This window comes from Bacillus sp. FSL R9-9492, assembly GCF_038007365.1.
In the GTDB taxonomy this organism is placed as follows: domain Bacteria; phylum Bacillota; class Bacilli; order Bacillales; family Bacillaceae_G; genus Bacillus_A; species Bacillus_A mycoides.
The window spans coordinates 1836098-1861809 of the sequence record NZ_JBBOXC010000001.1; the positions used below are offsets into that span (position 1 = coordinate 1836098).

A 25712-nucleotide genomic window follows, 5' to 3' on the forward strand; every position below is an offset into this window, starting at 1 on the left:
TAAATCCGACAAAGCACATAGAAAAAATATATTTTTTTAGAAGTTGAATTTCTGGAAAAAGAAATGAAACCAGTATAGAATAGAAATGTTTCAAAACTCAGAATTTATTCTGATTAAAGTCTAAATTTATTGCAGCCCTTTCCGAACGAGAAAGCCCATCGCCTTTAGGCATGGGATGAAAGTGAGGTTGGATACGGAGTGCCACTGAAAATCGCAAGGTTCGTGGTACTTTAAGTATCCAAAGTATAGGTAGTTTCTTCGAGTCTTTTTGTTGTAATTTTTCGAAAGTAAATGATACATTGTAACTAGAATCAACGATGATAGAAGTACGTTTCAAAGTGTTTGAGAGGAAAATCTCCTCACCTCATGTAGTTGTAAAGTTTATGGACACGTTCTTATTTTGTTTCTATTGCTAGAAATGTATCAAATGAACGATGTTGAAAATCAAAAAACAAGGGGATGAAACGTATGTCACAGACCCTAACAGTGAAAGTGAAATTGATTCCAACAAAAGAGCAAATCCGTTTATTAGAACAAAGTAGTCACGAATATATCAAAGTTATAAATACACTTGTATCAGAAATGGTTAAAGCAAAGAAAAGTACGAAAAAAAGCACAAAAGATATCGAAGCAAATATTCCAAGTGCGGTGAAGAATCAAGCAATCAAAGACGCGAAAAGTTTGTTTGCTACAAAAGTAAAGAAAAGCAATTATAAAATCATTCCGATTTTAAAGAGGCCTGTTTGTATATGGAACAATCAAAATTATTCGTTTGACGCCACTCATATTTCAATTCCGTTTAAGGTAAATGGAAAGTCGACTCGTGTAAAAATCCGAGCTTTATTAAGCGATAAAAACAATCGCAATCTGAATCTATTAAAACATAAATTAGGCACACTTCGCATCACAAAGAAATCGAATAAGTGGATAGCCCAAATATCTGTCACACTTCCTACAAATAAAAGGACAGGAACGAAAATTTTAGGAGTAGACTTAGGTCTCAAGGTCCCCGCAGTAGCAATCACAGAGGATGATAAGATTCGTTTTTTTGGAAATGGTAGGCAAAACAAATGTAAGAAGCGTAAGTTTCGGTGTATTCGTAAGAAATTAGGAAAAGCCAAAAAAGTGAATGCTATTCGGCGATTGGATGATAAAGAACAAAGATGGATGCAAGATAAAGATCATAAAATAAGTCGTGAAATCATTAATTTTGCGATTGCAAATCATATTTCTGTCATTCGATTAGAACAATTAACGAATATAAGACAGACGGCAAGAACAAGCCGTAAAAACGAAAAAAACCTACACACTTGGTCATTCTATCGTTTGTCAAAATTTATTGAATATAAAGCGATATTAGCTGATATTCAGGTTGAATATGTGAATCCAGCTTATACAAGTCAAAGCTGTCCGAAATGCGCTGAAAAGAACAGGGCACAAGACAGAAAGTACAAGTGTCAATGTGGGTTTGAGACACACCGTGACATCGTTGGGGCGATGAATATTCGCTACGCAACTGTGATTGATGGTAACAGTCAATCAGCCTAAGCACCTATATGGTCTGGTTTAGGAGGGGCAATGAGATGCCCTCATCTTGAAGGCTGTTCAAAACAGAAATGGACTGCGAACGTTTAGTCATTCAAGAATCCCACCCGTAATTCCGTAAGGATTCGGGCTTGCGACTTTAGTCGTGGGAGTCTCAAACTAACTGTAATAAATATATATTTTGTACAGGAAGGAGAAATACACATATGCAGGCAGTTTCACAAAAAAATACAGTAGAAACACCGACGATATATCGAATATTATTTGCGATTAGTTTCGGACATTTTTTGAATGATTCGATGCAAGCAGTTGTGCCAGCGTTGTTTCCTATTTTGGAAAAAACGATGAATTTATCCTATATGCAAGTAGGGTGGATTGCGTTTGCGTTAAATATGACGTCATCGATTATGCAGCCGGTTTTTGGGATGTATTCAGATAAGAAGCCGTCACCATTTTTATTACCGCTCGGTATGTTTTCGAGTATGCTTGGGATGATTGGACTCGCATTTGCACCGAACTTTATAGTTGTTATTATTTCTGTTTTATTTATTGGATTAGGTTCCGCGGTCTTTCATCCGGAGGGCGCTCGTGTTGCTTACATGGCAGCCGGTGCAAAACGAGGTTTAGCACAAGCGATTTATCAAGTGGGGGGAAATACAGGGAATTCTCTAGCACCTATTTTTACAGCATTAATTTTCGTTCCGCTCGGTCAAATTGGTTCTTTAGGTTTTACAGCCTTTGCAGCAGTTGGAATTGTATTACTAATTTTCGTATCAAATTGGTATAAAAATGAATTAGCCACTGGTGCTGTAAGAAGGAAAAAGAGGGCTGCACTTGAGGCTGAAAATGCGATTGTAAGTACGCACATTAAATTTGTTATTATACTTCTTGTTTTTCTAACATTCGTACGTTCTTGGTACGGTGCTGGTATCGGGAATTTCTATCAATTTTATTTAATAGAGCATTACGGTTTATCTATAAAAAATGCACAGTATTTCGTCTTCGCTTTTATGATTGCTGGTGTATTAGGTACTTTCTTTGGTGGTCCGCTAGCGGATCGATTCGGTAAGAAAAAAATTATTGTCTTTTCGATGCTCGGTTCAGCGCCGCTTGCACTATTGTTACCTCACGTTTCTCTTATGTGGGTTGTACCGTTATTTTTATGCATTGGATTTATTAGCTCTAGTAGTTTTAGTGTAATCGTTGTATATGCACAAGAACTTGTTCCAGGGAAAGTTGGAATGGTGTCAGGATTAATTGTCGGTCTTGCGTTTGGTCTTGGAGCATTAGGTGCTGTAGTCCTTGGGAAATTAGCTGATATGTATAGTCTTCAATTTATTATGCTATTATGTAGTGGTTTACCATTAATTGGACTTACTTCATTGTTACTGCCAAATGATAAGAAAACGATAGAATAGGGGATGCGCTATGAAATTATGTGAAAACATTACAGAATTAATAGGAGGTACACCTGTTGTCCGATTATCTAAATTTATTCCAGAGGACGCAGCGGATGTGTATGTAAAACTGGAAATGTTTAATCCGTCACGCAGTGTGAAAGATCGTGCTGCCTATAACTTAATTCATATTGCCGAGGAACACGGTCTCATTAAGCCAGGTGATACAATTATTGAACCGACAAGTGGAAATACAGGAATTGGCTTAGCGATGAATGCAGCTGCTAAAGGATATAAAGCTATTTTAATTATGCCAGATAATATGTCCAAAGAGCGTATTAATTTATTGAAAGCATACGGCGCAGAAGTAGTTTTAACACCAGCAGAACAAAGAATGCCAGGAGCAATTGCGAAGGCGGTAGAGTTACAAAAAGAAATTCCAAATAGTTTTATTCCGCAGCAATTTGAAAACCCAGCAAATCCGAATATTCATCGTTATACGACTGCACTTGAAATTTATGAACAAATGGATGGAGAACTTGATGCATTTGTAGCAACCGCAGGAACAGGTGGAACAATTACAGGGACCGGTGAAACGTTAAAAGAGAAACTACCAAACTTATATATTGCCGTAGTAGAACCGAAAGGATCACCAGTGTTATCTGGTGGTGTTCCAGGCCCTCATAAACTAGTGGGAACAAGCCCAGGGTTTATTCCCAAAAACTTAAATACAGAAGTGTATAACGAAATTATGCAAATTGCAGATGAAGAGGCATTAACTACAATGAGGAACTTGGCAAGACAAGAAGGATTACTAGTAGGGCCATCTTCAGGAGCTTCTGTTTACGCAGCAATAATGATAGCGAAGCGTTTAGGTGCTGGTAAAAAGGTTTTATGTATTGCACCTGATACAGGGGAGCGCTATTTAAGTATGGGGCTATTTGAATAAAATTGATGGAAACACCTTAAATGAGAAAAAGGTAACAAGGGGGCAGTTATGGGGTTTTTTAATAGGTTTTTCAAAAAAGTTGAACAAGTAAATAATCATGAGGCGACTCTATCAGAATTGAATGAAGAATTATATGTTGAATCACCGATAGAAGAAGCAAATAGTTATTGGGTATCGATGGCACAAAATATAATTATTAATGCTGTAAAAGCAGCTGATAATAATGTGGAACGTGCATTCGTATTACTGAACTTGAAAAAAAGTGAAGCTTCATTTGATATTTTCTATCAAATAAACGGGCAATTGTATTTTTGGGATCAATTAGAAAATGAGAATATAAAAAATAGAATTCAGAACGAATTGTTACCTCAAGCCTCAGAAGTTTCAAATGCAGTAAATCAGCAATTTAATGAAGCTGAACATCCTGCAATTTCCTTTGCAGAATTACAATTTGAATGGGAAACAAAAGCGTGGTTTTCACATATTATCTGGGAAGATGATCCTGCCGCACAATTGCCAAAAACTCAAATGTTAAATGAGTGGTTTAACTTAATCAAAAAGGAAACTAAGAATAAACCGCTGGATAGTGACACGAAATTCTCTTGGTATCCATCAAACTCTTAAAAAATCTAATAATATTTGAAATAAGTGTCATGTTATGATGTTGTAAATTAGGCGGAATTAGAGGAGATTAAAATTTCATTGTTAAAAAAGGTGGAGCCTCAAGATGCTATTCTTGAGGCTCCACTTTTTTGTTGATAAAACAAGCTTCATGCATTTAAAGAACTAAAAAATTTCCAATATAAGAACCGCAGTTAATTTTCAAAATTTACTCTGCTATTTGTGGGCTAATAATCAGTAGGGGACGGACAAAACACCCACTGATTATAGTTTCATGTTATCTTACTAACTTCCCTAATACAGGTAATCGTCGAATCCTATCACCGAGAATATGCGAAGCAAGTCCACTCGTTAATACGAATAAAAGATAAACAAGTCCTCCTGCTGATGCGCATATAAACACAATGATCAGTGATTCTACATAAGATTGTCCAGGAATAATCCAGCTTATAATTGCTCTTAATACAATTACAACAGCAGACATTGCTGCGGAGTAAATCGTAATTAGAAATACTGTTTTTGCTGTTTCGCCAATTTTAAATTTCGCAAACTTAACGATGCAGTATAACATAATAATATTTGAAACGAGATATCCAAGAATTGTTCCAAGTACAGCACCATGTCCACCGAATAAATGTAAGAGCGGTGTGTTCACCACAATTTTAACGAGAATACCGGCTGAGAATGCAATCATTGTTTTTCTTTGATAATCAATTCCTTGTAATATAGCGGCTGAAACTGTGAAAATTGCACTTAATACAGCAGAAGGTGCAAATGAAATTAAATATTGTGATCCACCAAGTGCAATTTCAGGATTTACATAAACCATGCGGAATGCATCGTAAGCGATACTAGCAAGACCGAATGCGGCTGGGATAGTGAAGAATAACAACACTTGAAATATCTTTGAAATTTGTCCTTGTAATTCATCTAGCTTCCCGCTTGTAAATGATTTCGTTATAGCCGGAATAATTGTTAATGAGAATCCAGTTGCAAGTGAAGCCGGAATCATAATTAACTTTTGGGCATAGTTCGTTATATAAGCGAAAACTGCATTCGCGGTTTCTAAAGGTTCTCCCATTGCTCTAAGGACATCAGCTACGGTATATTGATCTACTAACGTATAGAGCGGGATTGCAATGCCTACAAATACAATTGGAATTGCATAACGTAGTAATTCCATATAAATACTTCTTAACGGAATGTTTGATGATCTCGTTTTCAGCTCACCTTCAGGAGGTTTTAATCCATTATATTTTTTCCAGTACATCATTAAAATAGAGACGCTTGCAAGTGCCCCGATAACAGCACCAAATGTAGCAACCGCAACAGAAGAAGCTACTGAACCTCCTAATAGTTTTGAGACGATAAAACTACCAACTAAAATGAAAACGACACGTGCGATTTGTTCTACGACTTGAGAAACAGCACTTGGTTTCATATGTTGAAAACCTTGGAAATAACCACGTGTAACACTCATAGCTGGTACGATAATAAGCGCGAAGCTTAATGCTCGCATCGTAAGTGTTACGTCTGCGATAAATTGTGGATCTGGTGTTTTCGAGCGAATAATAAATTGTGATATGTACGGTGCTCCAATAAATAAAGTTAAAAATCCTAAAAAGCCCATAAACATCATTAATTTTACGCTCGAGTTATACAATTTTTTACTTGTACTATAATCACCAAGTGCATTATGTTTTGCAACAAATTTTGAGACGGCAATAGGAATACCAGCTGTTGAAAAGCTTAATAAAATACCGTACCAAGAGTATGCGTATCCATATAAAGCGACCCCTTGCGTTCCAACTAATAATTGAAAGGGGAAAAAGTATATAAAACCTAAAATTCGTGAAATCATTGTTGCACCACTTAATAAAGCGGTACCTTTTAAAACTTTTGAAGTAGACAAAATTCTTTCCTCCTACTCGTGCTGTCTTGCATTTATCGTATACTACTATAAACCTGCTAGAGAAGTTAATACAGTATAAACCATAAATGTTCTAATACTATTCATACAAAAGTCATATTTTGAATTTTTGAATAGAATGTAATGCATAAAATTTCAAAATATAAGTTGACACTATTTTTAATGTATGATAAAAATGATAGTAATCAATTCGGAAAATAATATTTGGGCAATGAAAGGGTATAGTAGTGAAAATCTCCCTATTTCAGAGAGCTGATGTTTGGTGTGAATCAGTATATAGATTATTCATGAAGTTCGTCCTGGAGCATCTTTCATAAATCTCACATTATGAGGAAATGAAAGACGGTAGTTTATACCGTTATCAAATAAAGTGGTGAAGATTGTTTCACAACTAGGGTGGTACCGCGATATTTATCGTCCCTACGTATTTACGTAGGGACGTTTTTTATTTAGGTCCTAATTTTGGTGTGGCTTCATAACTAGGGTGGTACCGCGATATTTTATCGTCCCTACGTATTTGCGTAGGGACGTTTTTTATTTAGGTCTTACTTTTGTTGTATCTTCATAACTAGGGTGGTACCGCGATATTTTTGTCGTCCCTACGTATTTACGTAGGGGCGTTTTTTTATTATTAGGGAGGAAGTGAACGTATTAGAAAAGAGTATGGATAGAACAATATAAATACCGGATTGTAAAACAGAAAAAGATAAAGAGAGGAGATTAACAAATGAATTCACAGCAATGGACATCGAAATTAGGTTTCGTATTAGCTGCAGCAGGTTCAGCGATTGGTCTTGGAGCGATTTGGAAGTTCCCGTATATGGCCGGAATTGGAGGGGGCGGCGCGTTCTTCCTTATTTTCATCGGATTCACATTATTAATTGGTTTACCGCTATTATTAGCAGAATTCGTTATTGGAAGAAGTACACAAAAAGAGGCTGTTGATGCATATAGAGAAATCGCACCAAAAACACTATGGCCTTGGTTAGGTAAATTAGGGATTGTAACTTGTTTCATACTACTTTCTTTCTACAGCGTTGTAGGGGGTTGGATTATATTATATTTATGGAATGCAATTACAGGTAGACTATGGGAAGGAAATGGGGCATACGAAGCTACGTTTGGTGAAATCATTTCCAATCCATATTTAGCAGTTGGATCACAGCTATTATTCATCCTTATTACTATTTTTATCGTAAGTAAAGGTGTACAAAATGGTGTTGAAAAAGTAAATAAATATTTCATGCCAGCGCTATTCGTTTTATTCTTCGTATTAATTGTTCGTGCACTTACGTTAGACGGTGCTGGAGAAGGAGTTCGATTCTTCTTACAACCTGATTTCTCAAACGTAACATCAGAAATCATTTTATATGCAATGGGGCAATCGTTCTTCTCGCTATCCGTCGGTGTAGCCGTTATGGTAACGTATAGCTCATACTTACCGAAAGAAGAAAGTTTACCGCGTTCAGCATTTTCTATCGTAGCTTTAACACTTGTTATTACATTACTTGCAGGGCTTGCAATTTTCCCAGTTGTGTTCGCATTTGGAATGGAACCATCTCAAGGACCAGGACTATTATTTATCGTATTGCCAGCTATTTTCAGTAAAATGGCGTTCGGAAAATTATTCTTCATCGTTTTCTTATTACTATTCTTCTTTGCTACTATTACATCAGCAATTTCGATGTTAGAAATTAGTGTTGCATCTTTAACTGCAAAAGGTAAAGGAAAGCGTGAAAAAATGGCTTTAATCGTTGGATTATTAATCTTCGTTGTTGGGGTACCATCAGCCTTATCATTCGGTTTATTAAGTGATGTGAAACCATTTGGAAAAACAATTTTTGATTTAGCAGATTATGCAGTTAGTAACATACTAATGCCGCTTGGTGTTTTATTAGTTTCCATCTTTGTTCCGTTGAAAATGAAGAAAGATGTATTAATGAAAGAGCTTGGTGTAAGTAAAAATAAAGGCTATAAACTATTCGTATTATGGTTATTTTTACTTCGCTATATTGCACCAATTGCGATTATTATCGTATTCCTAAATGTACTTGGAATTATATAAAAAGAAAGGTAGCGTATCGCTCTATGATACGCTACCTTTTTATTTTGCTCTTTTTTGTAATTCGTTTACTGTTACGAACTGATAGCCCTTCTTAGATAAAGAGTCTAAAATACCTTCAATGGTCTGTAAATTTTCATTAGACTCATCATACATAGAGTGTAATAAAATGATAGAACCTGGTTTTACATTTTTACTAACATATTCAATTTTATCAGCTGTAGATGTATAAAAAGTATCAGGTTCAAGGTTCCATGTGATTGTTTCGATATTGTTTTTATTTAAATAATAGGGCAGACCAATTAGCTTTTTACCGTTAGGTGGTCTAAAATCAATTTTATCTGTATATCCTGTTTGACGGATTATCGAGTTCGTTTTTTCTATTTCTTCTTTAATAAAAGAAGGAGTTTTGAAAACCATTCTGTTATGAGAGTATGTATGGTTTCCAATTTGATGTCCAGATTGTACGATATCTTCTCCTAACGATAGGTTTTTCTCTAGTTCGTTTCCGATTAAAAAGAAAGTAGCTTTTGCATTGTATCGATCTAGTAGCGGTAATATTTGTTTTACATTGTTAGTAGGACCATCATCAAAAGTTAAAGCAATCACTTTTTCATTTGTTTCTACTCGGTTTGTTAAACCTCCAAACAATTGAAAACTTCTTGCGTTCATCAATTTGTATGTTCCGAATAATGCTACAGTAATAATGAATAATGTAACGATTGTAATGATTATATTCTTTTTCATAACGCAACCTCACTATACTTTTGGATTGGACTAAAAAGTATTATATCAAACTAAGTAACTTCGTGCTTTAAAAAGGATGTGGATGCAAGGGGAAGGAATTTATCATATAATAAAATGAAAAAGGTATATTAGGAGGTGTTAATATGGCGATTATAATTCAATTGCCAGACACTGCAACGTCTCATGCAAAGCCAAGTATGGAAATGGCGATACTTTGCGTGGGGTAGACAAGTAATATACAATCGCCTAAATGAGCTCGTATCATTTTTTATATTTGGCTTTGCACCTTATTGAAATGAACCATAAAAAATAAGGGGCGAGCAGAAATGAAATACGTTAAAGCTGCGACGGTTTTACCAGAAAGTTTAATTGCTGAAATTCAAAAGTATATACAAGGTGAAACAATTTACATTCCAAAACAAGAAACAAAACATTATAAATGGGGTACACAATCTGGAGGAAGAAAACAACTAGATGAAAGAAACAAAGCTATTAAAGAAGCGTTTAAAAGTGGAATTTCCATTCATCAACTTGCGGAGGAGCATTTTCTTTCCGGAGAAACGATTAAAAAGATTGTGTATTCTAAATGAAAATAAAAGAGTCTAGTTCAATTATTAAATTGAACTAGACTCTTTTTGTTTTGTATCTATTGGATATGAATGGGCAAGATAATAGAAAAAATGTGCCGGCTTTTTACTAAATAGAATATAGAGCATTTGAGTGAAAAGCAGAAAGGTGAGCATATATGAATCATCTAGGACAAATAACGATAGAACTATTTTTTGGTTTTTTTGTGCTATTGATTGCTACTAAAATATTAGGGAAGACACAAATATCTCAGTTAACGCCATTTGATTTTATTTCTGCCATAGTTCTCGGAGAATTAGTAGGAAATACTATATATGATCCGGAAATAAAAGTATGGTCTATTTTATATGCAGTACTTGTATGGGTAGTGTTAATTTATACAATAGAAGTGATAACGCAAAAATTTAGGGGGACGAGAAGTTTTTTTGAAGGCTCTCCGTCAATCATTATCCGTAATGGATATATTGACCGGGAACAACTAAGTTCAAATCATTTGGATATTAATCAACTACAACAAATGCTAAGACAACAAAAAGATATATTTTCAATCCGAGAAGTTGAATATATGATTTTGGAACCTAATGGAAACATAAGTGTTCTGAAGAAAAGCAAATATGAATCTCCTACTATAAATGATTTAAGCTTAAAACATAAACCTGTATACTTACCGATTTCATTAATTAGTGATGGAAAAGTAGTGAAAGATAATTTGAGGGAAGCAGGTTTTGATGAAGGATGGCTTTATAAACAAATAAAGAAAAAAGGGATTACTAAATTTGAAGATGTATTATATGCAGAATGGAAAACAGATGATGGTTTCTTTTGTCAGGAAATGCCTCGGTAGAACATAGTCAGAGTATGTAATGTTCATTTCTAAGTTATCTTTTACATATCAAAAAGCTGAATCATTGTATACAATAAGACTAGATCAACAATTTGTATGGAGTGATAAAGATGGAAGCTTTTATTAGAAGTGATCAATATAATTTTATAAAATCACAAGCTTATATTTTAGCAAATGGGCACGCAACGGCAAATGATAGAGGTGTAATTCAAGCATTAAAATCACTTGCGATTGAAAAAATAATACATGTATTTGAAAATTTAACAGATGAACAGAAAGAGTTAATTGATACGGTATTAACAGTTCAAAATAGAGAAGATGCAGAATCGTTTTTACTGAAAATAAATCCGTATGTCATTCCGTTTCAGGAAGTTACAGCGCAAACATTAAAAAAATTATTTCCTAAAGCGAAAAAATTAAAACTTCCTGATATGGAAGAACTGGACATGAAAGAATTATCTTATTTAAGCTGGATTGATAAAGGGTCAAGCAGGAAATTTATTATAGCGAAAAATGATAAAAATAAGTTTGTTGGTCTGCAAGGAACGTTCCAAAGTTTAAATAAAAAGAGCATTTGTTCATTATGTCATGGACATGAAGAAGTAGGGATGTTTTTAGTTGAAATTAAAGGTAATATACCAGGAACTTTCGTGAAAAAGGGAAACTATATTTGCAAAGATGGTGTAGCTTGTAATCAGAATATGAAATCACTTGATAAATTGAACGATTTTATTGAACGATTGAAGAAATAAAGAAGGAACCTCTAGTATTTAAACTAGAGGTTTTTATTTTTTGAAGAAGTAATAATAGGCTTCTTTTGTAGCTGTAAATTTATAAAAAAAGTCGGGTCATTTATAATGAAATTAGATAAAAATATCTATTTGGATACAGTTGCTTATATACAAGGAGGTAAAACATGAATTACATTTCACCGAAAAAAGAAATGTTAAAAGCGAAACGGTGGCCTAAAGATACGATAGCGGCAGGTCGTGGTCATACCGTTGCTCTTAAATTGGATGGCACGGTGGTAGCAGTGGGGCGAAATAAAGAAGGAGAATGTAATGTAAGCAGCTGGTGTGATATTGAAGCAGTCGCAGCGGGTAATGTTCATATGGCGACGAACACGGGTAATGCACATACAATCGGTCTTGCATGTGACAGTACTGTGGTAGCAGTGGGTTGGAATAAGCATGAACAATGTGATGTGAATGATTGGCATAATGTTGTAGCGGTTGCGGCAGGGTGGCGTCGTACCATTGGCCTTAAACCGGATGGCACAGTAATAGCAGTGGGGCGAAATAAAGAAGGAGAATGTAATATAAGTAGCTGGAGAGATATTGTGGCGGTCGCGGTGGGTGACTGGCATACAGTCGGTCTTAAATTGGACGGAACTGTGACGACTGTGGGGAATAATCGATATGGCCAATGCAATGTAAGTGGATGGCGTGGTATGGTGGAGTTGGCGGCAGGTTATCTTCATACTGTTGGTTTGAAATCGGATGGCAAAGTGATGGCAGTGGGTAATAATAAACTTGGTCAATGCGATGTAGGCAGCTGGAAAGATATTATGGCAATAGCAGCTGGTACGAATCATACAATCGGACTTAAATCAGACGGTACCGTGGTGGCAGTCGGCTGGAATGAGTATGGTCAATGTAATGTAAGCGATTGGCGTGATATTGTAGCGATAGCGGCGGGTTGTGCGCATACGGTCGGTCTGAAATTAGATGGCACGGTGGTAGCAGTAGGTGATAATACATACGGTCAATGCGATGTAGGTAGTTGGCGCAGTATCCGATTGCCCGGTAAATAGTTTTTAATAACTATTTGTTGATAGATAATTTACAATAAATCACCAGTAATATTATTCTATTTTATGAGTAATTATGGAATAGGATATGTAGATAAGAATCCCTTTTTAAAAGAGGTTCTTATTCTTTTTTCGTAAAATGAGTGTCTAAATGGAATTTTTGAACAAACTTTATTTCAAAGCTACAGTAGAAAGTATAAATTACAAATAAAGCATAGGAGAGCTGAAGAAATGCTTAAAAAGTTTTTGCTTTCTTTACCGGATGTTTTACTTGTATGCATTGTTATCTACATAACATACACAACTACTCTTAGTTTTGTACAGATGTTAGTAATTTCAATTGCAATCGGAATCGTCGGTGGTTTTGTTATAAGAATTTGTAAGGATGTATTCACGTATATAAGGTGGACAATTAAACAGAGGAAATCTTGAATATGTTTAATAGCTATTAGGAGGAGATGAAATGACTAATAAAAAGAATAGAGTAAAAAACGAGATAGTACTTTGGACATTAACAGCGGTTGTTCTCATCATTGTATGGTACTTTTTTCAAAGATAAAAATGCATCGTACTTAAAAGGTACGATGCGTTTTTATTATTTTTTTTGCCAATTTTCTTTTATAAAGTCTTCACGGCCAGATTCTTTTTGCTCGGTAGCATATTTCTCTGGATTCTTTTTATAGAAATGCTGGTGGTATTCCTCTGCTTCATAAAAAGGTGCAGCTGAGCGGATTTCAGTCACAATAGGACCTTTAAACATACCGCTTTCTGCTAGAGTTTGCTTTGATTTTTCTGCAAGCTCTTTTTGTGTTTCATTATGATAAAAAATTGCTGTGCGGTAAGATGGACCACGATCGAAAAATTGTCCGCCGTCATCAGTTGGATCAATTTGTGGCCAATATAAATCTAGTAATTTTTGATAAGGAAAAATAGAAGGATCGAATGTAATTTGTACAACTTCTAAATGTCCAGATGTTCCAGTCTTTACTTGTTCGTATGTTGGGTTTTCTACATGACCACCTGCATAGCCGGAAAGTACTTTTTGAATACCGGGAAGCTCATCAAATGGTTTTACCATGCACCAAAAACAACCGCCTGCGAAGGTTGCGAGTTCGTATGTTTTTTCAGACATTGCTGTAATCCTCCTAAATATATATGTTTTATACAGTATTATATAAAATGTTTTATTGCGCAATAAAAAAGATTTAGAAGTGAATAAAAATTGAAATATATTTCTTTATAAAGTCTTTAAAATTCCTTCAAAGTTTCTTTTTTTCTGAGTGTTATGATGTAAATCGAAGTGAATATGTGAGGTGATAGGCAATGAATCCACGTATGAAAATTAATAGTTTACAACAAAAAATGAAAGAGAGACTAATATGAAAAAGGAATTTATACAAAGTGATTTAAGAAATATATTGATTGCGGCATGCTTACTATTAGGGTTAGTTATTTTCGGATATTTTTTAATTAATAATTACCCAGGTACAAATGAAAAAAAGAAGTTAAGAGACGTAACATCTACTTCAGAATCAATTACATCTCTTACGAATTCAGATGCCAAAAAAAGGGTTGCAAAAACTTTTAATATTACGGCGAAAGTAGCAAGTTTAGATTTGGGAAATGGGAAAAAGGTAGATGCATGGACCTTTGATGGAACATCACCGGGTACTCAAATTCGAGTTAAACAAGGTGAACGTATTGTTGTAAATTTGAAAAATGAATTGCCAGAACCCGTTACAATCCATTGGCACGGATTAGATGTTCCTGCGGCGGTAGATGGTGTTCCAGGTGTTACGCAAAATGCTATAAAACCAGGTGAAACATATACATACGCATTTAATGCTGATCAGGTAGGAACATATTGGTATCATTCACATCAAAAAAGTGCAATACAAACGGAACGGGGACTATTTGGAACCATTGTTATTGAACCGAATAAACCAGCTGTAAAATATGAAAAGGATTATACAGTGGCGATCCATGAATGGAAAACAGGAGCCATAAAAACCCGTAAGCATAATGGCGAACAAGATAAAGATTGGGATAGCTACCCTAGCAATCATATTCGAAATGAAAAGGCGCAAACTTTAGAAGGACCGTTAATGATGCCAAGTAATGATCAACTCAAAGATTTATCTGATGGAGATGATTACGATGTATTTACATTAAATGATACAAGTGAGGGACTACGATTGGATGCAAAACCAGGTGAAACAGTACGCCTTCGCTTAATTAATGCTGGGAATAATACGCATTTAATGACATTAGTTGGGGCGCCATTTCAAATTATTGCATTAGATGGTCGTGACATAAAAGGTGGGGACGAGCTAGATAAAGCAATTCTTCCGATGGGAGCTGCACAACGTTATGACCTTGTTTTTAAAATGCCAGAAACAACGAGTGTAAAACTTATTAATGTTGATCCATCTAAGAAAATGAATCGAATGTTAACGACGACTATTGGGAACGGTTCTTTGCCGAAAAAACCTGTTGATATAAAGAGTTATCCATGGTTTGACTTTACGAAATATGGAGAAAAAGAAGTTGGCAAGTTTACGATAGATTCAAAGTTTACAAAAGTCTATGATATGGATTTGGCAGAAGGTGTGAAAGATGTAAATGGACAAGAAAAATGGGTGTATACGATTAATGGAAAGACATCACCTGACATTCCACCAATTAAAGTAGAGAAAGGGGATAAAGTTAAGATTCGATTTAAAAATAAGGGGGAAGAAATTCATCCAATGCATTTGCATGGACATACATTCCAGGTTATTTCTAAAAATGGTAAACCAATGGAGGGAAGTCCGATTTACTTAGATACAGTTAATGTTTTTCCGGGAGAAGAATATGAAATTGCTCTAGAGGCAAATAATAGTGGACTATGGATGGTTCATTGTCATCATCTCGTTCATGCGGAAAAAGGAATGCATACGATGATGAATTATGAGGGGGTAACTACTCCGTTTTCTACAGGAGATCACGCGGGTAATCATCCAGAATAATAATACGGAGGTTTTCATGCTTTATAGAATGATAGTATTTATTGTAATAAGTACAAGTATATTTTTATTTTCTCATAGTAGTGTATTTGCTCATACAAGTGTTGTAGGAGCCACCCCTAAAGAGGGTGAGGTTCTTACAGTACAACCGGAACAGATTATTCTTGAATTTAGTGAACCAGTTGCGGGAAATGTAGTTAATATTGAATTGCTAGATGCAAGTGCAAAGAGAGTGCAAGTATCAAAGGTTGAAATATTAGATAACCCAACAAAATTAAAAGTGAAATTACCAAACTTAAATAATGGTACTTACACAGTAAGGTGGTCTATGATTTCTGCAGACGGACATCCGAGTGAGGGAGGCTATCCCTTTTCAATTGGAGAAGAAGTACAAACTAATGTAGTGGTAGAGGGAATGATTTTAATTGGAGCAGGAGTAAAGTGGCTCGATATGTTTGTAAAGCGTTATAGATTACCTCCCATATTGCAAAGAATGAAGAATATGAAAAAGATTTTCTTCTCTATACTTGTAGTAGGATTAATAGCCGAATTAATAGTATATAAGTCAGTTATTCCAAAGGGAAGTTTACTTATTCATTCGCCATTTTCAGTTATTATTATAATTCAACTGCTATTATTAGTTCTTATGTCTTTGCGGCATATGGGGAACGAATGGTATGCGCTAATTTGGGGATTTCTTGTTGCGAGTTTTTCTTTCACAGGTCATGTATGGATTACTAATCCAAATTGGGCAGCAGTTATAATTAGAATGGTCCACGTTATGAGTATTGCAGTGTGGCTAGGAGCACTTATTTATTTAGCTCTTGTTATAGCGTGGACAACATTATACAAAATTACATTTGATCAAAAGAGTTTCCGTAAGCATTTTAGCATTATTGCTGGTACTTCATTTATTCTAGCATTTCTTTCTGGGGAATTAATTGTGTTTTTACAGACAAGGAATTGGGTACTTTTTAATTTTAATTCAATATGGACGAACCTTTTAAATATAAAGATTCTTACTGTATGTATAATTACAATTGTAGCATGGAGACAAACGAAAACATGGGGTAACGATATCGGAACAGTTAATCACCGTTTATTGCTCTTAGAAATTGTTCTAGCTATACTCGTATTATTAGCTGGTATTTGGATGAGTCAAGTTTCGTTTCCGGTGAATTCTGTAACTAGCTAAAATTATAATGTTCATAGGAGTTCTGTAATGTCAATCCGTATTAGATTGCTGTTGTCGTATGTTGCGATGGTAATTATTCCAATCGTTTTTTGCGGTATAGCAGTTATGTTAATTAGTGTTACTTTATTTGGTGATATTCGTATTGCAAAAGCAATCATTGGTCTTGATCAAAATAGTCATTCTCTCATTGATAAAGAGCAGGAGGGAGCTATTCGTACAAAAGAAGATGAAGATGATATTTTTAGTAGGTTGAAAATTCTTTCATCGTATGCTCCAGATAAATTGGAGGATATAAATTTTTTAAAGGAAACTGATAAAGAATTAAACGATAATCAAGCAGGATTACTAATTCGAAAAAATGATGAGCTTAAATATTCATCCCCATATTTTAAAATCTCTTCGTTTGATAAATACCTACCCGCATTTGAAACGGAAGGACAAAGAAAGGGAATGGATGTGAAAATAGAGGGTAATTCTTTTTACTATAAGCAATTTGATTACTACGATGAAGAGAAGGATAAGGTTAGTATTTTTGTATTTGAGTATGTAAATCCTTTAGAAGAAATGATTAGAGAATTTTTCCCGTATTTCGTATGCTCTTTAATACTGGGGTTAATTATTACGAATGGAATATTAACATATTTTATATCACGGAGTATTATTAAACCATTGCATTCATTAAAGCAGGCAACGGAAAGAATTCAAAAGGGTGATTTAGATTTTCAAGTAAAGCCACTTGCGAAAGATGAAATAGGTGAATTAAGTTTATCGTTTGAAGAGATGCGTGGCAGGTTGAAGGAATCGGTCGAGTTGCAAATGCAATATGAAAAGAATCGTAAAGAGTTGCTTTCAAATATTTCTCATGATTTACGGACGCCGATAACGGCTATTAAAGGTTATGTACAAGGAATTAAAGAAGGTATCGCTCGAACTCCAGAACAATTAGATAAATATTTAACGATTATTTATCATAAAGTGTTTGATATGGATCAATTAATTGACGAGCTTTTTCTCTTTTCAAAACTTGATTTGAAAGAGGAACCGTTTCAATTTGAAGAGGTTGAAATTAATCAATACTTATCTGATTGTATAGAAGAACTACAGCTTGAATTGCAAGATAAGGGAATTGCAGTGAGTTGGGATGCTCAAAAGGATACTTCTATTTTGGTAAAAGGTGATCGTGAAAAATTACGTCGTGTTATTACAAATATCATTTGGAATAGTGTGAAGTATATGGATAAAGAAGAAGGATATATAGGAATTCGCATGACCGAATCTATTGATTATGTAACGATTTACATAAAAGATAATGGGATAGGAATAGAGGAGAAGGCGATGCCTTATATATTTGAAAGATTTTATCGTGCAGATCATTCTAGAAATTCTAAAACGGGTGGAAGCGGACTTGGTTTGTCAATTGCACATCAGATTATCACACAACATGGTGGTGATATTTGGGTAGAAAGCAAAAAAGGTAAAGGAACGACGCTGGCATTTACATTACAAAAAATCAATTAGAAAAAGGAGAGCATCTTGAAAAGAATTTTAATTATTGAAGATGAAGCTATTATAGCAGAGTTAGAAAAGGATTATTTAGAGGTTGCTGGGTATACAGTAGATATTGATTACTCTGGCGAAAAAGGTTTACAAAGAGTTCTTCTGGAGGATTATGACTTGTTAATTTTAGACATAATGTTACCGGGAATAGATGGATATGAAATTTGTAAACAAGTTCGATTGAAAAAGGACATACCAATACTTATGGTGTCCGCAAAACAAGAGGAAATCGATAAAATTAAAGGGTTAGGTTTTGGAGCAGATGATTATATTATAAAACCATTTAGCCCAAGTGAAATGGTGGCGCGTGTAAACGCTCATCTAGCCCGTTATGATCGTTTAACAGGGAAGCGAGAACAAATAAAAGATGAAATTCGTATTCGAGGATTGCTTATTGATAAATCGGCACGACGTGTATTTATAAATGGAACTGAGGTCATGTTAACAGGAAAAGAATTTGATTTATTAACTTGTATGGCGGAACATCCAAACCAAGTATTTAGTAAAGATCGTCTCTTTGAAACTGTCTGGGGGATGGATGTAATTGGTGATGCAGCAACGGTTGCTGTACATGTGAAAAATATTCGTCAAAAAATTGAACTCGATCCATTTGATAAATCATACATTGAAACAATTTGGGGAGTAGGATATCGTTTTACACACTAATAAAAAAGCCAGCATTTTTGCTGGCTTTTTTATTGTAAATGAATTTACAAACAAGATCCTCCGCTAACATCAATCAATTGTCCAGTAACCCAGCGACTATCAGGAGAAGCGAGAAATGCAGCAGTGTCGGCAATGTCTTCTACTTCACCTAATCGATTGAAAGCTGAAATGTTAGTAGCATATTGTTTCATCATTGGATCGCTCAAGAGTTCCGCATTCATATCTGTTTTAATGAAGCCTGGAAGTATTGCATTTACAGTAATACCTCGTGCGCCAAGTTGTTTTGCTAGAGTGAAAGTCATTGTGTTAATTGCACCTTTCGTCATACTATATGCAACGAAATCAGGTAAAGAAATGCGAGTTGCGGCTGATGAGATATTAACAATCCGGCTATTGTCACGTAAACGCGGTAGAGCTTGTTGGATGATGAAGAATGGTGCTTTTGCATTTACTGAAACGATTCTATCAAAAAATTGTTCAGTCGTTTCTTCAATAAAAGCACCAGGTCCAATTCCAGCGTTGTTTATTAAAATATCAAATTTTGTTGCACCAGTTCGCTTTTGCAATTCAGTATCTAAAGAATTATATAGGTTTTCTACACCGTGTAAAGATTCAAGATTTGCACCGATAGAAAAAGCTGATCCGCCATTTGATTGAATTTCATGAACAGTTTCTTCAGCATCTTCTTTTCGGTTACCATAATGAACAGCAACTAATGCACCATCGTTTGCTAAACGTTTTGCGATAGCACGTCCAATTCCTCGGCTTGCGCCAGTAACTAATGCTATTTTACCTTTTAACATAGTTCTCTCATCTCCTCATAAATTTTTTATATGTTTTTAAGTTATTTTTCTTTATGTAGAAAAGCAAACATACTTAAGTAATATATGAGTACGTGTAAGAAGTTCATTCCGATTTTGTTTTGAGAAAAATAAACAACCTTTTAGTGTATGAATTGAACTTTAAAAATGAATTTTTAAAAAAATGTTGACAATGAAAAGAACAAAGTCCTATAATACGTTTAACAAATAAAAGTCAATTATGAATTTTCAGACTTTGTATTGTGTATATGCAAAGAAGAGGAAAGTAGATGATTATGATCGTTTCAGAGAGCTACTCCAAGGCTGCGAGAGTAGTAAGCATCGAATCATTGAATATCACCTCGGAGCATCGCTTGCGAAAGGGAAACTGAGTAGAGGGCGGCGGTATCGTCTCCGGTAAAAGGACGGGGGTCTGGTTGGACCTACAAAGCTTATATTTCGTGAGAAGTGTAAGGAAGCTGAGTGGTAACGCGAAACTCTCGCCTCAGCAATCAAAGCTACTATTAAGTAGTAGTTGATTGCTGAGGTGAGAGTTTTTATTTTAAAAAATAGATTAAGTAAGAGAAAAAATGTGTAAGAAGGGATTTGACAAGATGAGAAGTGACATGATTAAAAAAGGTTTTGATAAAGCTCCGCATCGTAGTTTATTAAAAGCAACTGGTTTAAAAGATGAAGATTTTGATAAACCATTCATAGCAATTTGTAATTCTTTTATTGAAATTATTCCAGGTCATAAGCACTTAAATGAGTTTGGGAAACTTGTTAAAGAAGCAGTACGTGCAGCAGGCATGGTTCCATTTGAATTTAATACAATTGGAGTAGATGACGGTATTGCGATGGGTCATATCGGTATGCGTTATTCGCTTCCGAGTCGTGAAATCATTGCAGATTCAGTAGAAACAGTTGTAAATGCACACTGGTTTGATGGAATGATTTGTATTCCAAACTGTGACAAAATTACACCAGGTATGATGATGGCTGCACTTCGAATAAACATTCCAACTGTTTTCGTTTCAGGTGGTCCGATGGCAGCGGGGAAAACATCTAAAGGGGAAGTTGTCGATTTAAGTTCTGTTTTTGAAGGGGTAGGAGCCTATCAATCTGGGAAAATTTCAGAAGAAGAATTAAAGGATATTGAAGATCATGGCTGTCCATCTTGTGGTTCTTGTTCCGGTATGTTTACAGCGAACTCTATGAACTGTTTATGTGAAGTGTTAGGTTTAGCTCTTCCTGGTAACGGGAGTATTTTAGCGATTGATCCAAGACGTGAGGAGTTAATTAAACAAGCAGCAGAAAAATTAAAAATTTTAATTGAAAGAGATATTAAACCACGCGACATTGTAACAGAAGAAGCAATTGATGATGCGTTTGCACTTGATATGGCGATGGGTGGATCAACGAATACAGTATTACACACGTTAGCACTAGCACAAGAGGCGGGGTTAGATTACGATATGAACCGCATTGATGCAGTTTCAAGGCGTGTACCGCATTTATGTAAAGTAAGTCCAGCTTCTAATTGGCATATGGAAGATATCGATCGCGCAGGCGGGATTAGTGCAATTTTGAAAGAGATGAGCCGAAAAGAAGGGGTACTTCACCTTGATCGTATAACTGCTACTGGGCAAACATTAAGAGAAAACATTGCTCATGCAGAGATTCAAGATAAGGAAGTTATTCATTCTCTAGAAAATCCTCATAGTGAAGAAGGAGGATTACGTATATTAAAAGGAAACCTTGCGAAAGACGGAGCGGTTATTAAAAGCGGAGCAACAGAAGTAAAACGATTTGAAGGACCTTGCGTTATTTTTAATTCACAAGATGAGGCGCTTGCCGGCATTATGCTTGGGAAAGTTAAGAAAGGAGATGTAGTTGTTATTCGCTATGAAGGACCAAGAGGCGGACCTGGTATGCCGGAAATGTTAGCACCAACATCAGCAATTGCTGGTATGGGATTAGGAGCAGATGTTGCACTTTTAACTGATGGTCGCTTCTCTGGTGCTTCACGTGGTATTTCGGTAGGGCACATTTCACCAGAAGCAGCAGCTGGCGGAACGATTGCACTTCTTGAACAAGGAGATATTGTATGTATTGATGTTGAGGAACGCTTGTTAGAAGTGAGAGTTAGTGATGAGGAATTAGAGAAGCGTAAAAAAGGGTGGAAACGACCAGAACCAAAAGTGAAAACTGGGTGGCTTGGACGTTATGCACAAATGGTAACATCGGCGAATACAGGTGCAGTTCTGAAAATCCCGAATTTTGATTGAGCCAATATAAAAAGAGATAAGGATGATATAAAATGGTGCAAAATGTAAAGGAGAGAGTGAAAATTGAAGATATCTTAATGGCTCATAATTGCATGAAAGATATCGTTATTAAAACACCGTTACAACGAGATTCAGTTTTATCTGAGAAATATGAATGTGACGTATATGTTAAGCGAGAAGATTTACAAGTTATTCGTTCTTTCAAAATTCGTGGTGCGTATAATTTAATTCAAAGTTTACCGAAAGAAAAGTTACAAAATGGTGTTGTTTGTGCAAGTGCTGGTAATCATGCACAAGGAGTTGCTTATACGTGTAATTTATTGAAGATTCCGTCAAAAATTTTCATGCCGACAACGACACCTAAGCAAAAAGTATCACAAGTTGAATTTTTCGGTGGTGATTTCGCAGACATTGTATTAGTTGGTGATACATTTGATAGTTCTTTCCAAGAGGCGCAGCGCTATTGTGTAGAAAATAGGATGACATTTGTACATCCGTTTGATGATCCGTATGTCGTTGCTGGTCAAGGAACAGTCGCTGTTGAAATTATGCATGATATGGAGAAACCAGTTGATTATATATTTACAGCAATTGGCGGTGGTGGATTAGCATCTGGTATTGGTACATATGTAAAGGGGGTTAGTCCTACTACAAAGGTAATCGGTGTAGAACCGATGGGAGCTGCATCTATGAAAGAAGCTTTTCTTCAAAATGAAAATGTTGCATTAGAAAAGATTGATAGTTTTGTTGATGGAGCAGCTGTTAAGAAGGTAGGAAAGTTAACTTTTGAAACATGTAAAGATGTAATTGATGACATAGTTTTAGTACCAGAGGGAAAGGTTTGTACGACGATTTTAGAACTGTATAAGAAAAATGCAATTGTAGCAGAGCCAGCTGGTGCGCTTTCTATTGCGGCACTTGATCTATACAGAGATGAAATAAAGGGAAAAACAGTTGTATGCACGTTAAGTGGTGGAAATAATGATATTGATAGAATGCAAGAAATGAAAGAACGATCCCTTATTCATGAAGGATTAAAGCACTATTTCATCATTGAATTTCCGCAACGTTCAGGAGCACTACGAGAGTTTCTTGATAAAGGATTAGGACCGGAAGATGATATTACTCGCTTTGAGTATATTAAGAAACATAATAAAGAAAATGGTCCAGCTTTAGTGGGGGTAGAATTAAAGCATAAGGAAGACTATGAAGCTTTAATTACTCGTTTTCAAGAAAATAACATTCAATTCGTGGAGCTTAATAAAAATCCTGTGCTGTTTGATTTACTTATTTAATAAAAGAAAAGAGTTAACATACAATTCTACTTGAAATAAAAAAGATAGATACAGGAGGGAAATCCTGCTTGTTCTATCTTTTTTATTCTTTGAAAGTTAAACGAAATACGCTCCATATTCAAGAAGGATAAAGCTAGTTAACCAAAAAAGTATTGCAATACGAATGATTACATACATTGTAAATTCAAAGGGAGTAAGTTTTCTCTCTCGCTTTATTTTTCTTAGAAGTCTAACAGAAAAAAATGAACATAAAAGCAGGATCGCTATAGATATTTTATACACGTTTTCTAACAGACTTATATTTTCTAATAAGTTTTTCAGCATATTCATCACCTATCCCGTAATGTATGTTACAGAGAAATGAATTTCGTGCTGTTTAGTTGCGTTTGTTTATTATTTTCCCAGTATCATCAATTTCTACATCAGTTGAAACCGTTTGTAAATATTGCAGTGCTTTTTTCTTTTCTTCTTCATTTACAGGAGAAACTTGGTTGTTGCGAATGATGTAAGGATTGAATGACATTTGGACATCCTTACCTTTAAAGGTTAAAGTTAATACGCCTGTTTCGGCACTCTTTCCATTTACATAATTCGGGAATAAAAAGTTTCCTAACGAGTATGCGATAGGAACTTTATTGTAATACTCAAATCCTTGTAACCAATGCGGGTGACTTCCAACGATTGCATCAGCACCCGCCTCTACCATTTTCGGAACATATTGTTTCTGGTATTCTATTGGACGATTAGATTTTTCGACGCCCCAATGCATATAGACGATTACATAATCAGCATCTTTCTTTTGCTCTTGAATCGTTTTTGTTACAAGATCTAGGTCATATCCGTTTGCAACGCCGGGTTTATTGTCACCAGCTACCCAATTAAAGTTGGGCATAAAGCGTACAAAGGAAAGAAATTTAAACTTTTTTCCTTTTACAGTTAGTTCACGAGCAGTATAAGCATCTTCAGCATTTTTTCCGGCTCCAGTGTAAGGTAGTTTTAATTTTTCGACGTGAGAAATGGTGTCTAGTAGTCCATCTTGCCCATAATCAAGCGTATGGTTATTGCCAATGTTCACGATGTCATATCCGGTGTTTTTAATGGCTTGTAGTGTGGATGGATCACTTTTAATCCAAAATTGTTGCCCAGGTACTCTTTTTTCTCTCGTTGTAAATGCTGACTCTAAATTAACAAAAGAAATATCAGCTTTCGTTATTTCTTCTTTTACGTGTTGGAATGGATAATCAGCCCCATTTTTTTCGATTACGGGACGTAATTGCCAATCGAACATTGTATCACCAGAGAAGGTGAGTGTGATTTCAGGGTCTTCGGTTTTCTTTTCACTTTTTGAAGCTGTTTTACTAGATTTGTTTTGCATATCAGGTTTGTCTTTCGCTTTTGAAATAAAAGAGTAGTTGATTAATAAAACAATTGGTGTAATGAAAAAGGCTATTAACAGAAATCGTTTTAGTAAAGTTTTCATAAATACCTTCCCTTTTGAGTTTATCCCGCAATTAGATTAATAATGAATCTACTAAAGGCAATCGGTCTTTGTATAGTTACAAAAAAATAGCGGGTTATGTAGTGAAAAACGTTTGTTAATATTCACAATATTACGTTAACATATAGGTAACCTGTAAATCAATGTATAAACCAAAATATAGAAATAAAGAATTCGAAGGGTGAAGAATGAGAAATGGTTATATTAGGAGCAGTTGTAAATGGGATTTGTATTATATTTGGTACTTTACTTGGTAAATTATTTAGTGCGATTCCAGAAAGTATGAAGGGAACAATTATGCATGCAATTGGTTTAGCGGTTACTGTACTTGGACTTCAAATGGCATTAAAAAGTGAAAATTTTCTTGTTGTCATACTAAGTTTAGTTATTGGTACGGTAATCGGAGAATGGCTACAATTAGAAGAAAGGTTAAAACTGTTAGGGGATTGGCTAGAAAATAAAGTTGGATCGAAAGGGAAAGGGAGCATATCAGAAGGCTTTGTAACAGCCACGCTTATTTTTGCAATCGGAGCGATGGGGATACTTGGTGCATTGGACAGTGGGATTCGCGGAAATCATGATATTTTATTTACAAAGGCGATTATCGATGGATTCATTTCTATTATATTAACGACAACTCTAGGAATTGGCGTAGTATTTTCAGCGATTCCAGTGATTTTATATGAGGGAGGTATTGCAGTTTTTGCAACACAAATTAATAGTTTTGTTCCAAAAGAATTAATGAATCAATTTATAGTGGAAATGACGGCTACTGGCGGTATTATGATATTCGCAATCGGATTAAACTTACTTGGATTTATTAAAATTAAAGTGGCAAATTTACTTCCAGGCATATTAATGGTTGGAGTAATTGTTTCTATTATATACGGTTATGGTTTGATAATAAGTCATTAG

General features: G+C 35.2%; 23 protein-coding genes and 1 other annotated feature. Of the genes, 17 read left to right on the forward strand and 6 right to left on the reverse strand.

Translation table 11 applies throughout. From position 1 onward, the window contains the following. Positions 1-468: 468 nt before the first annotated feature. From MKY70_RS09390 to MKY70_RS09405, 4 genes are all read left to right on the forward strand, one after another. Positions 469-1548 carry an RNA-guided endonuclease InsQ/TnpB family protein gene (locus tag MKY70_RS09390; RefSeq protein WP_088031567.1) on the forward strand — a complete coding sequence of 360 codons (1080 nt, stop codon included), beginning with the start codon at positions 469-471 and terminating at the stop codon, positions 1546-1548. Between the two features lie 203 nt (positions 1549-1751). After that, positions 1752-2963, forward strand: a complete 1212-nt coding sequence (locus tag MKY70_RS09395; protein WP_002012170.1) for an MFS transporter — start codon at positions 1752-1754, stop codon at positions 2961-2963. A gap of 10 nt (positions 2964-2973) precedes the next feature. Continuing rightward, a complete protein-coding gene (gene cysK, locus MKY70_RS09400) occupies positions 2974-3891 on the forward strand; it encodes a cysteine synthase A (protein WP_088031566.1) in 918 nt (305 codons plus the stop codon). 48 nt (positions 3892-3939) lie between these two features. Continuing rightward, positions 3940-4515: a hypothetical protein gene (locus tag MKY70_RS09405; protein ID WP_002126764.1), complete on the forward strand. Its 576-nt coding sequence runs from the start codon at positions 3940-3942 to the stop codon at positions 4513-4515. A 274-nt stretch (positions 4516-4789) separates the two neighbouring features. On the opposite strand, the gene MKY70_RS09410 is transcribed toward MKY70_RS09405, so the two are convergent. Further along, positions 4790-6424: a putative polysaccharide biosynthesis protein gene (locus tag MKY70_RS09410; protein ID WP_341024028.1), complete on the reverse strand. Its 1635-nt coding sequence runs from the start codon at positions 6422-6424 to the stop codon at positions 4790-4792. Positions 6425-6644: 220 nt separating this feature from the next. Then, positions 6645-6867, forward strand: a binding site (T-box leader). Positions 6868-7169: 302 nt separating this feature from the next. Between MKY70_RS09410 and MKY70_RS09415 the strand changes: the two genes are divergently transcribed. Beyond that, the gene (locus MKY70_RS09415) at positions 7170-8507 is read left to right on the forward strand and encodes a sodium-dependent transporter (protein WP_001088176.1); all 1338 of its coding nucleotides are present in this window, start codon (positions 7170-7172) and stop codon (positions 8505-8507) included. Positions 8508-8546: 39 nt separating this feature from the next. Here MKY70_RS09415 and MKY70_RS09420 read toward each other — a convergent pair whose 3' ends face one another. Next, positions 8547-9251 (reverse strand): polysaccharide deacetylase family protein, encoded by a 705-nt coding sequence (locus tag MKY70_RS09420; RefSeq protein WP_088031564.1) that lies wholly within the window; start codon positions 9249-9251, stop codon positions 8547-8549. Between the two features lie 326 nt (positions 9252-9577). Between MKY70_RS09420 and MKY70_RS09425 the strand changes: the two genes are divergently transcribed. From MKY70_RS09425 to MKY70_RS09445, 5 genes are all read left to right on the forward strand, one after another. Further along, the gene (locus MKY70_RS09425; protein WP_002012161.1) at positions 9578-9841 is read left to right on the forward strand and encodes a CD3324 family protein; all 264 of its coding nucleotides are present in this window, start codon (positions 9578-9580) and stop codon (positions 9839-9841) included. Between the two features lie 155 nt (positions 9842-9996). Then, positions 9997-10683 carry a DUF421 domain-containing protein gene (locus MKY70_RS09430; protein ID WP_341024029.1) on the forward strand — a complete coding sequence of 229 codons (687 nt, stop codon included), beginning with the start codon at positions 9997-9999 and terminating at the stop codon, positions 10681-10683. Positions 10684-10793: 110 nt separating this feature from the next. Next, on the forward strand, positions 10794-11435 hold the full coding sequence (locus MKY70_RS09435) for a FusB/FusC family EF-G-binding protein (protein WP_002012159.1): 642 nt from the start codon (positions 10794-10796) through the stop codon (positions 11433-11435). A gap of 164 nt (positions 11436-11599) precedes the next feature. Next, the gene (locus MKY70_RS09440; RefSeq protein ID WP_088032454.1) at positions 11600-12496 is read left to right on the forward strand and encodes an RCC1 domain-containing protein; all 897 of its coding nucleotides are present in this window, start codon (positions 11600-11602) and stop codon (positions 12494-12496) included. 228 nt (positions 12497-12724) lie between these two features. Next, a complete protein-coding gene (locus MKY70_RS09445; protein WP_002141267.1) occupies positions 12725-12925 on the forward strand; it encodes a hypothetical protein in 201 nt (66 codons plus the stop codon). Positions 12926-13088: 163 nt separating this feature from the next. Here the strand turns inward: MKY70_RS09445 and msrA are convergent, their stop codons facing one another. Next, a complete protein-coding gene (msrA, locus tag MKY70_RS09450; protein WP_088032456.1) occupies positions 13089-13625 on the reverse strand; it encodes a peptide-methionine (S)-S-oxide reductase MsrA in 537 nt (178 codons plus the stop codon). A 247-nt stretch (positions 13626-13872) separates the two neighbouring features. Here msrA and MKY70_RS09455 point away from each other — a divergent pair, with 247 nt between their 5' ends. The 4 genes from MKY70_RS09455 to MKY70_RS09470 are packed head-to-tail and all read left to right on the forward strand — an operon-like array spanning position 13873 to position 18916. Continuing rightward, complete coding sequence (locus MKY70_RS09455) at positions 13873-15501, forward strand: multicopper oxidase family protein (RefSeq protein ID WP_088032458.1); 1629 nt, start codon at positions 13873-13875, stop codon at positions 15499-15501. Between the two features lie 16 nt (positions 15502-15517). Next, on the forward strand, positions 15518-16693 hold the full coding sequence (locus tag MKY70_RS09460; protein ID WP_341074496.1) for a copper resistance CopC/CopD family protein: 1176 nt from the start codon (positions 15518-15520) through the stop codon (positions 16691-16693). 27 nt (positions 16694-16720) lie between these two features. Beyond that, complete coding sequence (locus MKY70_RS09465) at positions 16721-18211, forward strand: sensor histidine kinase (protein ID WP_088032463.1); 1491 nt, start codon at positions 16721-16723, stop codon at positions 18209-18211. 15 nt (positions 18212-18226) lie between these two features. Next, a complete protein-coding gene (locus MKY70_RS09470; RefSeq protein ID WP_002031197.1) occupies positions 18227-18916 on the forward strand; it encodes a response regulator transcription factor in 690 nt (229 codons plus the stop codon). Between the two features lie 44 nt (positions 18917-18960). Here the strand turns inward: MKY70_RS09470 and MKY70_RS09475 are convergent, their stop codons facing one another. Continuing rightward, on the reverse strand, positions 18961-19719 hold the full coding sequence (locus MKY70_RS09475; protein WP_214934022.1) for an SDR family oxidoreductase: 759 nt from the start codon (positions 19717-19719) through the stop codon (positions 18961-18963). A gap of 611 nt (positions 19720-20330) precedes the next feature. Here MKY70_RS09475 and ilvD point away from each other — a divergent pair. Together ilvD and ilvA are read left to right on the forward strand one after the other, a co-directional pair. Beyond that, positions 20331-22004: a dihydroxy-acid dehydratase gene (gene ilvD / locus MKY70_RS09480; protein ID WP_002012150.1), complete on the forward strand. Its 1674-nt coding sequence runs from the start codon at positions 20331-20333 to the stop codon at positions 22002-22004. 32 nt (positions 22005-22036) lie between these two features. Continuing rightward, positions 22037-23299, forward strand: coding sequence for a threonine ammonia-lyase IlvA (ilvA, locus tag MKY70_RS09485; protein ID WP_002012149.1), 1263 nt, complete (start codon positions 22037-22039; stop codon positions 23297-23299). Between the two features lie 96 nt (positions 23300-23395). Here ilvA and MKY70_RS09490 read toward each other — a convergent pair whose 3' ends face one another. Then, positions 23396-23623, reverse strand: a complete 228-nt coding sequence (locus tag MKY70_RS09490) for a hypothetical protein (RefSeq protein ID WP_012260734.1) — start codon at positions 23621-23623, stop codon at positions 23396-23398. A gap of 52 nt (positions 23624-23675) precedes the next feature. Continuing rightward, a complete protein-coding gene (locus MKY70_RS09495; protein WP_002141275.1) occupies positions 23676-24779 on the reverse strand; it encodes a CapA family protein in 1104 nt (367 codons plus the stop codon). Between the two features lie 213 nt (positions 24780-24992). Between MKY70_RS09495 and MKY70_RS09500 the strand changes: the two genes are divergently transcribed. Beyond that, on the forward strand, positions 24993-25712 hold the full coding sequence (locus tag MKY70_RS09500; RefSeq protein ID WP_000236011.1) for a DUF554 domain-containing protein: 720 nt from the start codon (positions 24993-24995) through the stop codon (positions 25710-25712).